Origin of the sequence: Pseudomonas japonica, assembly GCF_900188455.1 — a bacterium.
Lineage (GTDB): Bacteria > Pseudomonadota > Gammaproteobacteria > Pseudomonadales > Pseudomonadaceae > Aquipseudomonas > Aquipseudomonas japonica.
Genome location: NZ_FZOL01000004.1, coordinates 276,199 through 292,252 on the forward strand (window position 1 = coordinate 276,199; position 16,054 = coordinate 292,252).

9 protein-coding genes are annotated in these 16,054 nt (G+C 64.8%); 1 reads left to right on the top strand and 8 read right to left on the bottom strand.

What is annotated here, in order from left to right:
• Positions 1-143 precede the first annotated feature (143 nt).
• From selO to betI, 6 genes are all read right to left on the bottom strand, one after another.
• Positions 144-1,604: a protein adenylyltransferase SelO gene (selO, locus tag CHB99_RS07625; RefSeq protein WP_089266460.1), complete on the bottom strand. Its 1,461-nt coding sequence runs from the start codon at positions 1,602-1,604 to the stop codon at positions 144-146.
• Positions 1,601-4,915, bottom strand: a complete 3,315-nt coding sequence (gene mscK, locus CHB99_RS07630) for a mechanosensitive channel MscK (protein WP_042121328.1) — start codon at positions 4,913-4,915, stop codon at positions 1,601-1,603. Before mscK ends, selO begins: the two co-directional genes overlap by 4 nt.
• A gap of 53 nt (positions 4,916-4,968) precedes the next feature.
• On the bottom strand, positions 4,969-6,711 hold the full coding sequence (locus tag CHB99_RS07635; protein ID WP_042121330.1) for a potassium/proton antiporter: 1,743 nt from the start codon (positions 6,709-6,711) through the stop codon (positions 4,969-4,971).
• Between the two features lie 310 nt (positions 6,712-7,021).
• The gene (gene betA, locus CHB99_RS07640) at positions 7,022-8,722 is read right to left on the bottom strand and encodes a choline dehydrogenase (protein WP_042121331.1); all 1,701 of its coding nucleotides are present in this window, start codon (positions 8,720-8,722) and stop codon (positions 7,022-7,024) included.
• A gap of 83 nt (positions 8,723-8,805) precedes the next feature.
• Positions 8,806-10,278 (bottom strand): betaine-aldehyde dehydrogenase, encoded by a 1,473-nt coding sequence (gene betB, locus CHB99_RS07645; RefSeq protein ID WP_042121333.1) that lies wholly within the window; start codon positions 10,276-10,278, stop codon positions 8,806-8,808.
• A 28-nt stretch (positions 10,279-10,306) separates the two neighbouring features.
• On the bottom strand, positions 10,307-10,972 hold the full coding sequence (gene betI, locus CHB99_RS07650; protein WP_042121335.1) for a transcriptional regulator BetI: 666 nt from the start codon (positions 10,970-10,972) through the stop codon (positions 10,307-10,309).
• Between the two features lie 481 nt (positions 10,973-11,453).
• On the opposite strand from betI, the gene CHB99_RS07655 reads away from it, so the two are divergent.
• Positions 11,454-13,400, top strand: coding sequence for a BCCT family transporter (locus tag CHB99_RS07655; protein WP_245655572.1), 1,947 nt, complete (start codon positions 11,454-11,456; stop codon positions 13,398-13,400).
• A gap of 630 nt (positions 13,401-14,030) precedes the next feature.
• On the opposite strand, the gene choV is transcribed toward CHB99_RS07655, so the two are convergent.
• Together choV and choW are read right to left on the bottom strand one after the other, a co-directional pair.
• On the bottom strand, positions 14,031-15,206 hold the full coding sequence (gene choV / locus CHB99_RS07660; RefSeq protein WP_042121340.1) for a choline ABC transporter ATP-binding protein: 1,176 nt from the start codon (positions 15,204-15,206) through the stop codon (positions 14,031-14,033).
• On the bottom strand, positions 15,203-16,051 hold the full coding sequence (gene choW, locus CHB99_RS07665) for a choline ABC transporter permease subunit (protein WP_170946366.1): 849 nt from the start codon (positions 16,049-16,051) through the stop codon (positions 15,203-15,205). The genes choV and choW overlap by 4 nt, the downstream gene beginning before the upstream one ends.
• Positions 16,052-16,054 lie beyond the last annotated feature (3 nt).

The window sequence follows — 16,054 nt, forward strand, 5'->3', positions numbered from 1 at the left end:
CGCGAAGGACCGCATAGCGGTCCCAGATGCCGCGGCCCGATAAAGGAGCAAGCCGACATCGGGACCGCCATGCGGTCCTTCGCGGGCAAGCCACGCTCCTACGGGGCAGCGGCGGCGGTTACGGGGAGGCGGCGCTGGTGTGGCTATGAGGAACAGCTGATCTCCAGATGCTTGCCCCACTCCGGCGGTCGCTCGGCATAGGCCTCCATCCCCGGCTGCTCGCCGAACGGCCGGCGCAGCACTTCATGCAGGCGCCGCACCTCGGAGAAATCACCGCCCTGCGCCGCCTCGATGGCCCGCTGCGCCAGGTAGTTGCGCAGCACGTACAGCGGGTTCACCGCATGCATCCGCTCACGCCGCCCGTCGGCATTGCCCGGCTCGCGCCGTACCCGCTCCAGGTAGTCCGCGCTCCACTGGTCGAAGCCGTTCAACTCGACGAAGTCGTCGCGCACCACCCGCAAGGCCTGCTCCACCGGCTGCTCGCCGAGCTTGCGGAAGAACAGGCTGTAATCCACCGCCCCCGGCTGCATCAGGCTGAGCAGGCGCTGGATCAACACCTTGTCGCCCTCTTCAGCGGTGGTCAGGCCGAGGCGGCGGCGCATCAGGTCGAGGTAGTGCGCTTCGTACAACGGCAGGAACATCGCCAGCGCTTCCTGCAGCGCTTCGACGCTGATGAACGGCGTCAGCGCCTGGGCCAGGGCGCTGAGGTTCCAGTGGGCGATCGGCACCTGGTTGCTGTAGCTGTAGCGCCCCTGGTCGTCGGAGTGGTTGCAGATGAACCCGGCGTCGAAGTCGTCGAGGAAGGCATAGGGCCCGAAGTCGAAGGTGATGCCGAGGATCGACATGTTGTCGGTGTTCATCACCCCATGGCAGAAACCATAGGCCTGCCATTTGCCGATCAGTTCGGCATTGCGTTCGACGATGGTGCGGAACATCGCCAGGTACGGCTCGTCCGCCGCGCGGCACTCGGGGTAGTGCTGGTCGAGCACATGGTCGACGAGGATGCGCTGCTGCTCCGGCTGGCGGGTGTAGTAGAAATATTCGAAATGACCGAAGCGAATATGGCTCGGCGCCAGGCGCAGGAGCATGGCCGCGGTCTCGCGGGTTTCGCGCCACACCGGGGTGCTGGAACCGATCACGCACAGCGCCCGGCTGCTGGGAATGCCCAGGGCCTGCAGGGCCTCGGAGGCGAGGAACTCACGGATCGACGAGCGCAGCACCGCGCGGCCATCGCCCATGCGCGAGTAGGGCGTCTGCCCCGCGCCTTTCAGGTGCAGGTCCCAGGATTCGCCGGCGTCGTTGCGCACTTCGCCCAGCAACAGGCCGCGACCATCCCCCAGGCGCGGGTTGTAGGAGCCGAACTGATGCCCGGAGTAGACCATGGCCCGCGGCTCGGCCTCGGACCACAGCTTGTGCCCGGAAAACAGCTCGGCGAACACCGGCGAATACGCCTCGGTGGGCTCCAGGTCGAGCAGGGCCATGGCTTCCGCGCTGGCCACCACCAGTTGCGGAGCGTCGATCGGCTCCGGCAGTACCTCGGTGGAGAAGGCATCGCCCAGGCGGGCGAAGCGGTTGTCGAAGGTCAGTTCATCGAGGGCTTTCACGCGGGGGCTCCTGGCGTGCCATCGGGTTTGAGCGTGTCGCCCATGGGAATCAACTGCTTCTTGTTGCCCTGGGTGTCCATGATGAACACCTCCACCTGGCGCACGGAAATTTTGATGTTGTGCGCCTTGAACTCGCGGTTGATGTAGCGGTTCAGTTCGTCGAGGGTCGGGTTGCGGTCGCCGAGGTCACGCACGTGCATGCGCAGTTCGTGGTCCAGCGAGCTTTCGCCGAAGTTGAGGAAGTACACGATCGGTTCCGGATCCTTCAGCACCCGCGGGTTCTCCCGGGCGCCCTTGAGCAGCAGGTCGCGCACCAGGTCGAGGTCCGAGCCGTAGTCGATGCCGAGCTTGAGGGTGACCCGGGTGACCGTGTCGGTCAGCGACCAGTTGATCAGCTGGCCGGTGATGAAGGTCTTGTTCGGGACGATGATGTCCTTGCGGTCGAAGTCGGTGATGGTGGTGGCGCGGATGCGGATCTTGCTCACCGTGCCGGACAGGTTGCCGATGGTGATGGTGTCGCCGATCCGCACCGGACGCTCGAACAGGATCATGATGCCGGAGATGAAGTTGGCGAAGATCTCCTGCATGCCGAAACCGAGGCCGACCGACAGCGCGGCCACCAGCCACTGCAGCTTGTCCCAGCTGACGCCGAGGGTCGACAGGGTCGAGACGAAGCCGACGCCGACGATGACATAGGAGAGCAGGGTGGTGGTGGCGTAGGCGCTGCCCTGGGCCAGGTCGAGCTTGGACAGCACCAGCACCTCCAGCAGACCGGGCAGGTTGCGCGCCAGGGCCAGGGTGATGCCGACGATGACCAGGGCGCCGAGCAGGTCGCCGAGGCTGATCGGCACCATGCTGGCGGTGGCGCCGGCGCCGCTGGTGTACTCGTAGAGGGTGAAGTTGTTCAGGTAGGCGAACACCGTGATCAGGTCGGCCCAGACGAAGTACAGGCCGCTGATGAACGCGCCGAGCAGGGCCAGGCGGATCAGGCGCAGGGACTGCTGGTTGACCTGCTCGATGTCCAGGTTCGGTTCTTCCACCGGCACTTCGCCGTCCAGGCCTTCCTTGGCCTGCTGGCGCTTGGTCAGGGCGCGCTGGTAGGCCAGGCGCCGCGCCGCCACGGCCAGGCCGCGGACGAAGGTGGCCTCGATCACCAGCCAGAACATCAGCAGGTAGAGGGTGTAGATCAGCCGGTCGCTGAGTTTCAGCGCGGTGTAGTAGTAGCCGAAGCACACCGCGACGAACAGGGCGATGGGCAGGGCGGTGAAGGCCACGCCCACGGCCTTGCGGAACAGCGAGGTGTTGCGGTGGGTCGGGCTGCTCAGCAGCAGGCGGCTGAGCAGCCAGGCCATCAGGGCGTAGCAGGTCAGGACCACGCCGATGCCCAGCACGTCCTCGGCCAGTGCCGACGGCTGGTGTTCGGCCACCGCGACCACGCCGACCAGGGCCATGACCACCGCGCCGAGGCGACGGATCCAGCGGCGCAGGAACTCGACCTGGGGCTTTTCCCAACGGAAGTGCAGTTCGGCCACGCCGCCCGGGGCGAGGATCCGGTAGGCGGTGTAGAACACCAGCCAGGCCTGGGAGACCTGCCAGAGCGCGGCGCCGAGGTTGGCGTTCTGGCCACGGGCGTCGATCTCCAGGGCGTAGCCGCACAAGGCGAGGAACAGGCTCAGCGGCAGGGCCAGGAGGATGTTGATCAGGATCGCCTGCGGCGTGTGCCACTGGCTGTCACGCTTGAAGTGGCCGATGTCGCTGTGCACCTTGCTCAGTCGCGCGTACAGGTACTTGCGTCGCCACAGCAGGGCACCGATCAACAGCAGCAGCGGCAGGAACAGCAGCGGCCGCTCCAGCAGACCGTCGGCCAGCTCGCTGACGCCCGCGCCCCAGGGCAGGCTCACCACCTGCTTTGGCAGGCGGTCGGGGATGTAGCGCAGCCACTCCAGGTCCAGCGGCTTGTTGCTGGGGATCCAGAACATCTGCTCGTCGAGGGTCGCGCGCAGGTTCTGCGCGGTGCTCAGCAGTTGTTTCTGGTTCAGTTGCAGGGTGATGGATTCGTTGAGCAGGGCGCTCAGCTCGCGGTTCAGGCGTTCCAGCAGGTCGGAGCGGGTGATCGCCACGTCCAGCAGGGCCTTGCGCAGCGCCGGGGTGATCTGCTCGGCGGGCTGGTTCTCCAGCAGCTTGTCGACGTACTGGCTGGGGCTGGCGATCAGCTCGCGCTGCTGGTTGACCTCGAACTGGTACAGGCGGATATCGGCGATCTGGTCGGCCAGGTCGCGGTCCAGCTTGAGGTGCGGCAAGGCCTGCTTCTGCTTGTAGAGGATCTTCGACAGCAGCAGGCTGCCCTTGAGCACGTTGATCTGCTCGTCCAGCGCCTGGTCGGCCTGGCTCAGGCTGTCCAGTTGCTGCTTGGCCTTGAGGTTCTGCTGGGTCACTTCGTTGAGGCGGTCGGTGCTGCGCAGCAGGTAGTCGGAGAGCTTCAGGTTGGCCGCGCTCTCGGTGGCCAGGACGGTGCTGCCGCCGGCCTTCTGCGCTTCGATGGACTGCTGGGTGACGGTCTGCTGCGACTGCGCCAGGCGCTTTTCGTTGATCAGCGTCTGCAGGTCCTGGATTTCCTGTTCCATGCGCGCGACGCGCTCGATCAGCAGGTCGTGCTGGGCGTTGCCGAGGTCCTGCAGCAGGCTGTTGCCGGCCAGTTCCTGGCGGCGCAGCAGGGTCAGGGCATTGAGCGAGGCCAGTTCGGCGTTGAGTTGGTTGCGCTGGTCGGTGGACAGCGGTTTGCCGCCGTCCTTGCCGGCCTTGAGGATGCTGTTGATCTGCTGGCTGCGGGTCTGGTTGTTGCTGATCTCGGCCTGGGCCCGTTCGGGCCGGGTCTGCGCGTTGATGGTCAGGCTGTTGGCTTCGGACAGGGCCTTCTGCAGCTCGCCCTGTTCATTGGTCCGTTCGGACAGCAGTTGCTCCAGCTGCGGCACGCTCATCGCCGCGTAGCGCTGTGGCGTCGGCGTCTGCTTGCTGGCCAGCAGGCGCGCCAGTTCGCGCTGGCTCTCGGTGGTCTGCTTGGGCGCGTCGAGCAACTGCTGCTTGAGCGCGGTCAGGCGTTTTTCGTAGTCAGCCTTGTTGGCCAGAAACGCCAGGGTCTGTTCGAGTACCTGCTGCAGGGCCTTCTGATCGGCCTCCGGCAGCTTGCGCTCGGCGATCTTGTCGAGACTCTGCTGGACGCTCTCGGTGGTGGGCGGATCCGCGGCGAAGGCGGTGGACAGGGACAGGCACAGCCCGATCAGGGCTGCGCCGACAAGCGTGCGCAGGGACATAGGCAGAAAATTCGTACAGTCGAACTGGAAGAGGCAGTGTAAAGGAGCCGCTTTTACAGGAACAGACCGGGGCCTGGGCGGCTGCCTTCGGGGAATCTGATCCCCACTTTCTGGATCTTGTTCCCGTCCATAAGTGCAACAGTCCATGTCGTGTTGTTCCACTCGATCTGGTCGCCGACCACCGGTGCGCCACCGACTTTCTGCTGGATGAAGCGGGCCAGCGGCATGTGCGGATCCTGACCGTCCAGTTGCAGGCCGTAGAGCGCCGCGACCGCGCCCAGCTCGGCATCGCCTTCGAGGACGAAGTCACCGAAGAAGCGCAGATCCAGGCCGCGCTGCGGCGCCTGGCTGAACAGTTTGCCGAGGGCCGGCAGGTTGTGTTCGTGGCCGATCACGCAGAGCAGGTCACCCACTTCCAGGGTGGTACTTCCCGACGGATGGAGCAGTTGCTGGCCGCGGAACAGCGCGGCGATGCGGGTGCCTTCGGGCATCTTCAGTTCGCGCAGGGCGGCGCCGATGCACCACTTTTCCGCGCCGAGGCGGTAGACGAACAGCTCCCACTCGCTGGTGATGTGGACTTCCAGGGCCGAACGGGAGATCGGCGCCGGGTCCGGCGGTACGGTGACTTTCAGCAGGCGCGCGACCCACGGCAGGCTGGTGCCCTGCACCAGCAGCGAGACCAGGACGATGAAGAACGCCAGGTTGAAGTACAGCTGGGCCTGGGGCAGGCCGGCCATCAGCGGGAACACGGCGAGAATGATCGGCACCGCGCCGCGCAGGCCGACCCAGGAAATGAAGGCTTTCTCGCGGCCGTGGAAGGCCTTGAACGGCAGCAGGCCGGCGACCACCGACAGCGGTCGCGCCACCAGGATCATCCACAGCGCCAGGGCCAGAGCCGGCAGGGCGATCGGCAGCAGGTCGTGGGGCGTGACCAGCAGGCCGAGGACCAGGAACATGCCGATCTGCGCCAGCCAGGCCATGCCGTCGAGCATGTGCAGGATACCGTGGCGGCTGCGGATCGGGCGGTTGCCGAGGACCAGGCCGAACAGGTAGACGGCGAGGAAGCCGCTGCCGTGCAGGGCGTTGGTCAGGGCGAAGATCACCAGACCGCCGGCGATCACCAGGATCGGGTAGAGGCCGCCGGCCAGGTTGATGCGGTTGACCAGTTGCAGCATCAGCCAGCCGCCACCCAGGCCCAGCACGCCGCCGATGCCGAACTCCTGGACCAGGTGCAGCAGCAGGCTCCAGTGCAGGCCGGTCTGGCCGCTGGCGATCATGTCGATCAGGGTCACGGTGAGGAACACGGCCATCGGGTCGTTGCTGCCGGATTCGATTTCCAGGCTGGCGGTGACCCGCTCGTTGAGGCCCTTGCCGCCGAGCAGGGAGAACACCGCGGCGGCGTCGGTGGAGCCGACGATGGCGCCGATCAGCAGGCCCTGCATCAGGTTGAGGTCGAACAGCCAGGCCGCGGCCATGCCGGTGAGGCCGGTGGTGATCAGCACGCCCACCGTGGCCAGCGACAAGGCCGGCCACAGCGCCACGCGGAAGCTCGCGACCCGCGTGCGCAGGCCGCCGTCGAGGAGGATCACGGCGAGGGCGAGGTTGCCGACCAGGTAGGCGACCGGATAGTTGTTGAAGATGATGCCGCCGCCATCGACCCCGGCGACCATGCCGACCGCGAGGATGATGACGAGAATCGGGATGCCCAGGCGCGAAGAGAGCGAGCTGACCAGGATACTTGCCCCCACCAGCAATGCGCCGATGAGGAACAGGCTGTTGATGGTGCTCGCATCCAAAGGCAGTACTCCGGGGACATCGCGGGAAAGAGGACCTGACTGATAAGCAGGTCGCGTGCCAACCGATTCTAACCTGATGAATTGGCGGGCTGTAAAGCGTTTCCGCAGATGTAGAAAAGGCCTTTCAGGACGCGCGGCGGGCGTTAGCCTTGTAGGAGCGAGGCTTGCCCGCGAAGGACCGCGTAGCGGTCCCGGACCTCGCCGCTATAGGGGACCGCTGTGCGGTCCTTCGCAGGCAAGCCAGCTCCTACAGGTCCTTCGCAGGCAAGCAGCTCCTACAAGGGCAAGCCAGCCCCTACAGGAGAGGCGGTCAGGCCTGCTTCACTTCCCGCATCGCCTTGCCTTTCACTGGCGCACCATTGGCCACGTAGTACTTGGCAGTGCTGCGCGCCAGCGGCTTGCGGTTGCGGATCTTGTCGGCGATTTTCTCGGCGATCATGATCGTGGTGGCGTTCAGGTTGCCGGTGATGATGATCGGCATGATCGACGCATCCACCACCCGCAGGCCTTGCATGCCATGCACACGGCCCTGGCCATCGACCACCGCCATGTCGTCCTCGCCCATCTTGCACGAGCAGGACGGGTGGAACGCGGTCTCGGCGTGCTCGCGGATGAACTTGTCCAGCTCCTCGTCGGTCTGCACGTGCTCGCCCGGGCTGATCTCGCGGCCGCGGTAGGCGTCCAGCGCCGGCTGGGCCATGATTTCGCGGGTCAGGCGGATGCCGTCGCGGAATTCCTGCCAGTCCTGCTCGGTGGCCATGTAGTTGAACAGGATGCTCGGGTGCTGGCGTGGATCGCGGGACTTCAGCTTGATCCGGCCGCGGCTCGGCGAACGCATCGACCCCATGTGCGCCTGGAAGCCGTGTTCCTTCACGCCGTTGGAGCCGTTGTAGTTAATCGCCACCGGCAGGAAGTGGTACTGGATGTTCGGCCATTCGAACTCCGGACGGGTCCGGATGAATCCGCCGGCTTCGAACTGGTTGCTGGCGCCGATGCCGGTGCCGTTGAACAGCCATTCGGCACCGATGGCCGGCTGGTTCCACCACAGCAGCGACGGATACAGCGACACCGGCTGGGTGCAGGCGTACTGCAGGTACAGCTCCAGGTGATCCTGCAGGTTCTCGCCGACGCCCGGCAGTTCGTGGACCAGCGGGATGCCCAGGCTGTCCATCAGCTCGCGCGAGCCGACGCCGGAGCGTTGCAGCAGTTGCGGCGAAGCGATGGCGCCGCTGCAGACGATGACTTCCTTGCGCGCGCGGGCTTCCACGCGCTCTTCGCTGGAACCGACCAGGTAGGTCACGCCGACGGCGCGCTTGCCTTCGAACAGCACGCGGTCGCTCAGGGCGTGGGTGACGATGGTCAGGGTCGGACGCTTCTTGGCGGTGTCCAGGTAGCCGCGGGCGGTGCTGGAACGGCGGCCGTTCTTGGTCACGCTGCGGTCCATCGGGCCGAAGCCTTCCTGCTGGTAGCCGTTGAGGTCTTCGGTGCGCGGGTAACCGGCCTGCACGCCGGCTTCGACCATGGCGTGGAACAGCGGGTTGTTGCCGGCCTTGGGCGTGGCCACGCTGACCGGGCCTTCGCCGCCGTGGTAGTCGTTGGGGCCGATGTCACGGGTTTCCGCCTTGCGGAAATACGGCAGGCAGTCCAGGTAGGTCCAGTCTTCCAGACCTGGCAGCTGCGCCCAGCCGTCGAAGTCCATGGCGTTGCCGCGGATGTAGCACATGCCGTTGATCAGCGAGGAGCCGCCCAGGCCCTTGCCGCGACCGCATTCCATGCGGCGGCCGTCCATGTACGGCTCCGGATCGGTCTCGTAGGCCCAGTTGTAGCGGCGGCCCTGCAGCGGGAAGGCCAGCGCGGCCGGCATCTGCGTGCGGAAGTCGGCGCGGTAGTCCGGGCCGCCGGCTTCCAGCAGCAGGACGGTGACGCCTTCGTCTTCGGTCAGGCGCGTGGCCAGGGTGTTACCGGCCGAGCCGGCACCGACGATGATGTAGTCGAAAATATGGGAGGACATGTTCTGTTCCCTCTTTGAGCAAGCAGGTGGGAGAGCGGGGAGGCGCCCGGTCGGCGGGACCGGGCGCGGCTACAAAGGGGCGCTTAGAACACCGAGTTGTAGTTGCCCAGCTCGACCTGGACCGACTTGATGCGGGTGTACTGGGCCAGCGAGCTGATACCGTTTTCGCGGCCGACACCGGACTGCTTGTAGCCACCGACCGGCATTTCCGCCGGCGACTCGCCCCAGGCGTTGATCCAGCAGATACCGGCTTCCAGCTGGTGGATGATGCGGTGGGCGCGGCTGATGTCGTTGGTGCAGACGCCGGCGGCCAGGCCGTATTCGGTGTCGTTGGCGCGACGGACGACTTCTTCCTCGGTCTCGTAGCTGAGGATGCTCATCACCGGGCCGAAGATCTCTTCCTTGACGATGGTCATGTCGTCGCGGCAGTCGGTGAACACGGTCGGCGCGACGAAGGCGCCCTTGGCGAATTCACCTTCGGTCAGGCGCTCGCCGCCGCACAGCACGCGGGCACCTTCTTCCTTGCCCTTGGCGATGTACGACAGGACGCTTTCCATGTGCGGGAAGCTGACCAGCGGACCGAAGTTGGTGTTTTCGTCTTCCGGGTTGCCAACACGGATGCGCGCGACACGTTCGACGATCTTCGCTTCGAAAGCGGCCTTCATCGATGCAGGAACGAAGACGCGGGTGCCGTTGGTGCAGACCTGACCGGAGCTGTAGAAGTTGGCCATCATGGCGATGTCGGCGGCCTTGTCCAGGTCGGCGTCCTCGCAGATGATCAGCGGCGACTTGCCACCCAGTTCCATGGTCACTTCCTTCAGCGACGAGCTGGAGGCGCTGGCCATGACCTTCTTGCCGGTGGTGGTGCCGCCGGTGAAGGAGACTTTCTCGATGCGCGGGTGCTCGGTCAGCCAGGTGCCGACTTCGCGGCCGCTGCCGGTGAGGACGTTGAACACGCCGTCGGGCAGGCCGGCTTCGGTGTAGATTTCGGCCAGTTTCAGGGTGGTCAGCGAGGTGACTTCGCTCGGCTTGAAGATCATCGCGTTGCCGGCGGCCAGGGCCGGGGCGGATTTCCACAGGGCGATCTGGATCGGGTAGTTCCACGCGCCGATACCGACGGTGACGCCCAGCGGCTCGCGGCGGGTGTAGACGAACGACGATTCGCGCAGCGGGATCTGCTCGCCTTCGATGGCCGGCACCAGGCCTGCGTAGTACTCCAGCACGTCGGCACCGGTGACGATGTCGACGTAGCGGGTTTCCGAGTAGGACTTGCCGGTGTCCAGGGTTTCCAGGGCGGCCAGTTCGTCGTTGCGCTCGCGCAGGATGTCCACGGCGCGGCGCAGGATGCGCGAACGCTGCATGGCGGTCATTGCGGCCCAGACTTTCTGGCCGCGCTCGGCGCTTTCCACGGCGCGTTCGACGTCGGCCTGGGTGGCGCGTTGCACATGGGCGAGGACTTCGCCGTTGGCCGGGTTGATGGCTTCGAAGGTGGCATCGCTGCCAGCGTCGACGTAACCGCCATCAATGTAGAGTTTTTGCGTTTCGAAACGGGCCATAGTGTCCTCGCAAGTGCAATGTGGGGGGCTATCCGGCAGCGGCTCCCGACTTCTTCCGGGAGGGCTTGCGCGGGGCTTCAGAGGCCTGGGTCTGTGTGTCCGGGCTCGTCTGTTTAGCCAGTTGTAGATCCATGTATTCGTAAGCGATTTGCTGCGCCTGGTGGGTATCGAAGGCGTCTCCGGAGAGCGCACCGCGCAGCCACAGACCGTCGATCAGAGCTGCCAGGCCGCGGGCTGCGCTGCGTGCTTCGGCAAGCGGCATGGCGCGGCGGAACTGGCAGCACAGGTTGGAATACAGGCGGTGATCGTTGATCCGCTGCAACCTGTGCAAGGACGGCTGGTGCATGCTGGTGGCCCAGAACGCCAACCAGGTTTTCATTGCCGGGCCATTGACCTGGCTGGCGTCGAAGTTGCCTTCGATGATCACCTGCAGGTGGGCGCGCGGGCTGTTGTCCGTGAGTGCCTGGCGACGGGCGGCGACGCCCTCGCTCAAAACCGTCATCAAGTACTGCATGGTCGCTGCGATCAGGCCGTTCTTGTCCCGAAAGTAGTGACTGATGATGCCATTCGACACACCGGCCAAACGGGCGATCAGCGCAATGCTGGCATCCCCCATGCCGACCTGGTCGATAGCCGTCAACGTGGCTTCGATCAACTGCTGGCGGCGAATGGGTTGCATACCGACCTTGGGCATCTTGCAAATCTCCTCAGGCCTGCGAGCAGACGACAAGCGGCTGACTCGGCGAAGGCCAGTCTATTTTGTTTTGATTGAACGTTCAATCAACAAAGAATAAGCTCTGCGACAATTCGTACCCTTGACAGGCTTTTGCGCCCGTCAGAAAGCGCGAATCGGCACCCCCGAAAAGACGTGTAACCCCCTTGGAACAAGGTTGTTGGCGCGCACAGACGCAACGTTGAACAGCTCCGCCGAGCGGCCCAGGGCCCTGCGGCGAAACCCTCGAGCCGGGGTTTTCACGCTGTTTTCAACGCATTCGATTTGGGATCACGGTTTTTCAAGGTGCTTTTATATCACCTGCGGCGATAGGGCTATTGCACCAATTGCCCGGGTGACGGGTTGTTTCTCCTTTTCCTACGCACCGCCTTGGAGCATCCGTGCAATGAGTTCTGCCTCCCTGATCAAGACCCCCGCCGAGAGGGTTCGGGTCAACAGCGTGGTGTTTTTCACCTCGACGCTGCTGATCCTCTGTTTGACTGCCTTGCTGATCGCGGTCCCCGAAACCGCCGGTCGTGTGCTCGGACAGGCGCAAGCCTGGCTGTCGCGCAGCTTCGGCTGGTACTACATGCTGGTGATCGGCGGCTACCTGCTGTTCGTCATCGCCATCGCCTTCTCCCGCTACGGCAAGCTCAAGCTGGGCGGCAAGGACGACAAGCCGGACTTCAGCTACGGCGCCTGGGCCGGCATGCTGTTTTCCTCGGGCATCGGTATCTCGCTGCTGTACTTCGGTGCTTCCGAGCCGCTGGACCACTACTTCAATCCGCCGGGCGGCGCCTCGCCGAGCCTGCAGACAGCCCGTGAAGGCCTGCAGCTGACCTTCCTCCACTGGGGCCTGCACGGCTGGGCGATCTACGCCCTGGTCGGCCTCGCCGTGGCCTACTTCGCCTACCGTCACAACCAGCCGCTGGCCCTGCGCTCGGCGCTGTATCCGCTGGTCGGCGAGCGCTGGGTCAAGGGTGCGGCCGGGCACATGGTCGATATCTTCGGCATGTTCGTGACCCTGCTGGGCCTGGTGACCAACCTCGGCATCGGCTCGATGCAGGTGTCGTCCGGCCTGGAATATCTGTTCGGCATGGAGCACAGCAACACCAACCTGCTGATCGTGATCCTGGTGATGAGCACCGTGGCGACCATCGCCGCGGTGTCGGGTGTCGAGAATGGCATTCGCCGCCTGTCCAACCTGAACATCCTGCTGTTCAGCGGCCTGCTGCTGTTCGTCCTGCTCAACGGCCCGACCCTGCACCTGCTCAACGGCTTCGTGCAGAACATCGGCGACTACCTCAACGGTGTGGTGCTGAAGACCTTCGACCTGTACGTCTACGAAGGCGACGCGGCCAAGTCCGAGCGCTGGCTGGGCCTGTGGACCGTGTTCTACTGGGCCTGGTGGATCTCCTGGGGTCCGTTCGTCGGCATGTTCATCGCGCGGATTTCCCATGGCCGTACCGTTGGCGAGCTGGTTGCCGGCGTGCTTCTGATTCCGCTGGGCTTCACCCTGGCCTGGCTGTCGATCTTCGGTAACACCGCGCTGGACCTGGTGATCAACCAGGGGGCCGTGGAACTGGGGCGGACGGCCCTGGAACAGCCGTCGATGTCGATCTACCAACTGCTGGAACACTTCCCGGCGGCGAAGATCGTCGTGGGTGTCGCGGTATTCGTCGGCTTCGTGCTGTTCCTCACCCCGGCCGACTCCGGCGCGGTGATGATGGCCAACCTGTCGTGCAAGGGCGGCAACGTCGACGAAGACGCGCCGCACTGGCTGCGTATCCTCTGGTCCGCGATCATCACCCTGGTGACCATCGGCCTGTTGTTCGCCGGCAATTTCGAAGCCATGCAGACCATGGTGGTGTTGGCTGGCCTGCCGTTCTCGGTGGTGCTGGTGGTGTTCATGTTCGGCCTGTACAAGGCGATGAAGCAGGACAGCCAGATCGAACAGGAGCAGGCCGAACTGGCTGCCCGTGGTCGTCGTGGCTTCAGCGAGCGCCTGAGCCAGCTGGACCTGCAGCCGACCCAGGCGATGGTCCAGCGCTTCATGGACAAGCAGGTCAGCCCGGCGTTGAAGGATGCCGCCGAGCAGCTGCGCAACATGGGGCTGAACGTGCAGACCCGCGTGGGCCAGTCGCGCGAGGCCATGGGCCTGCGCATCGAGATGGAAGAGGGCAACCCGTTCGTCTACGAAGTCAGCCTCGACGGCTACCTGGCCGCGCCGAGCGAAGCGCCGGTGGAAGGCGAGAGCGAAGTGCGCCAGCGCTTCTATCGGGCCGAGGTGTACCTGCACAACGGCAGTCAGGAATATGACCTGATGGGCTTCACCCCGGAGCAGATCACCCGGGATGTACTGGATCAGTTCGAGAGTCACCGGCAGTTGTTGGGTCGGGTCTATAGCTGATCGTTGAAGTGGAAAAAGGGCCTTGCCGGTGACGGTGAGGCCCTTTTTTCATGGGGTTGCGGTGGGGCTGGTTTGTTGGTGATGGGGCCGCCTTATGGCTGCCAGGTGCCTGTCTTGAGTCTTGTGGCGCCCTTGAGATCGAGCGCCGTCCGCACGGCGCATCGCGGGCAACGCCCGCTCCCACATCTGTTGCAACGTACCTATGTCTGTCAGGCCATGGTTGACCGCCTTGTTGGTTCGACTCGATACCGAGTCGAGCCCAACAGCCTTCCCGCGATGCATCGCCGAAAAAACAAAGGCTGACAACTCAAATCCCACAGGCCATGGCACGTTGCAACGAATGTGGGAGCGAGCTTGCTCGCGAAGCGCCGTGCGGACGGCGCTCGATCTCCAGGACGCTAGAAGAGCATCGTCATGCACAGCGATGCGCCGCGCGGGCGGCGCTCGATCTTCAGGGCGCTGCAAGATTCAAGACAGGTACCTGGCGGCCTTGACGCGGTTTCCCGGCAAGCCTTCAGCGATGCGTGAACAGGCGGGGTTTGGCGGAGTGGGACCGCTCTGCGGTCCTTCGCGAGCAAGCTCGCTCCCACGGGCATGGGAGCTGGCCTGCAAGCGATGAGGGGCTTGAGGTCAGCCGTGGTTCTTGCCCAGCAGCGCGTGATACAGCTCGCTGTCGCCGAGAATGCCGACCACTTTGTTGCCTTCCTGCAACACCAGCTTGTTGCCGGTCTGGTAGCGGATCTGCAAGGCGTCGCGCATGCCGATGCTGGCGCTGACCAGGGTCGGTTTGCGGCCCAGTTCTTCCACGGCCTGGCCCGGTGCCCAGTTCTGCAGGTCGAGGCCGTTGACGCCCTGGCGCGCGCCCTTGATGACGCCGTCGGCCAGGTCCAGCCAGGAGTCGCCGCCCGGATCGATGCACACCGAGCCATTGACCCGCTTGCAGTTGTCCAGGGTACGCATCAGGCTGCGGCCGCACAGCACGTTGAGCGGGTTGGTGTGGGCGACGAAGGTGCGCACGTAGTCGTCCGCGGGGTTGAGCACGATCTCTTCCGGCTTGCTGTACTGGATGATCTTGCCGTCCTTCATGATGGCGATGCGGCTACCCAGCTTCAGCGCTTCGTCGAGGTCGTGGCTGACGAAGACGATGGTCTTGCTCAGCTTGCGCTGCAGCTCCAGCAGTTCGTCCTGCAGGCCCTGGCGGATCAGCGGGTCGAGGGCGGAGAAGGGTTCGTCCATCAGCAGGATGTCGGCGTCCATCGCCAGGGCGCGGGCCAGGCCGACACGCTGCTGCATGCCACCGGAGAGTTCGTCCGGCTTCTTGTTGCGCCACTGGGTCAGGCCCACCAGCTCCAGTTTCTCGTCCACCAGCTTGCGCCGTTCCTTCTCGGGCCGGCCCTGCATTTCCAGGCCGAAGCTGATGTTCTCGCGCACGGTCAGCCAGGGCATCAGGGCGAACTTCTGGAACACCATGGCGATGCGCTTGGTGCGCATCATCTTCAGTTCCGCCGGGGTGCAGTGGGCGATGTCGATGTGCGAGCCTTCGTGCTCGACGAACAGCTTGCCGCGGCTGACGGTGTTGAGGCCGTTGATGCAGCGCAGCAGGCTCGACTTGCCCGAACCGGACAGGCCCATCAGCACGCAGATCTCGCCCTTGTTGATATCCAGGTTGGCTTTTTCAACGCCCACCACCAGGCCGGTCTTCTTCAGGATCTGCTCCCGCGAAAGGCCCTGGTCAAGCAGGCTGAGGGCCTCCCGCGGTCGGTTGGAGAAGATGACGTCTACGTCTTCGAAGCGAATGATGCTCATGCCTCACCCCTTACCTGTACATCGGGTTGTTTGCAGATACGGTCGAGCATGATTGCCAGCAGGACGATCGCCAGCCCGGCTTCGAAGCCCAGGGCGATATCGGCAGTGTTCAGTGCGTTGACCACGGGTTTGCCCAGGCCGTCGGCACCCACCAGCGCGGCGATCACCACCATCGACAACGACAGCATGATGCACTGGGTGACACCGGCCGCGATGCTCGGCATCGCATGGGGCAGTTCGATACGGGACAGCAGTTGCCGGCGCGAGCAGCCGAAGGCCTTGCCGGCGTCGAGCAGTTCCTGGGGCACGTCGCAGATACCCAGGTAGGTCAGGCGGATCGGCGCGGCGATGGCGAACACCACCGTGGAGATCAGCCCGGGAACCACGCCCAGCCCGAACAGGGTCAGGGTCGGGATCAGGTAGACGAAGGTGGGGACCGTCTGCATCAGGTCGAGCACCGGGCGCATGGCGGTGTAGAACATCGGCTTGTGCGCCGCGACGATGCCCAGCGGCACGCCGATGGCCACGCAGACCAGGGTGGCGAACATCACCTGGGCCAGGGTCTCCATGGTTTCCTGCCAGTACCCCAGGTTGAGGATCAGCAGGAACGAGGCGACGCAGAACGCGGTCAGCGCCCACTTGCGCTGGATCAGGTGTGCGCCCACCGCGATCAGCCCGATGAGGACGAACGGATTGAACCAGGTCAGGGCCCCGGTCACGCCGTGGATCATCCATTCCAGCGCCGCGGCGAAGGCATCGAAGTAATTGGCGCCGTGTTGGGTCAGCCATTCAACGAAGGCCGCGATGTGCTGGCCCAGGGGTATTTTTTGATCGATCAGCATGATAGC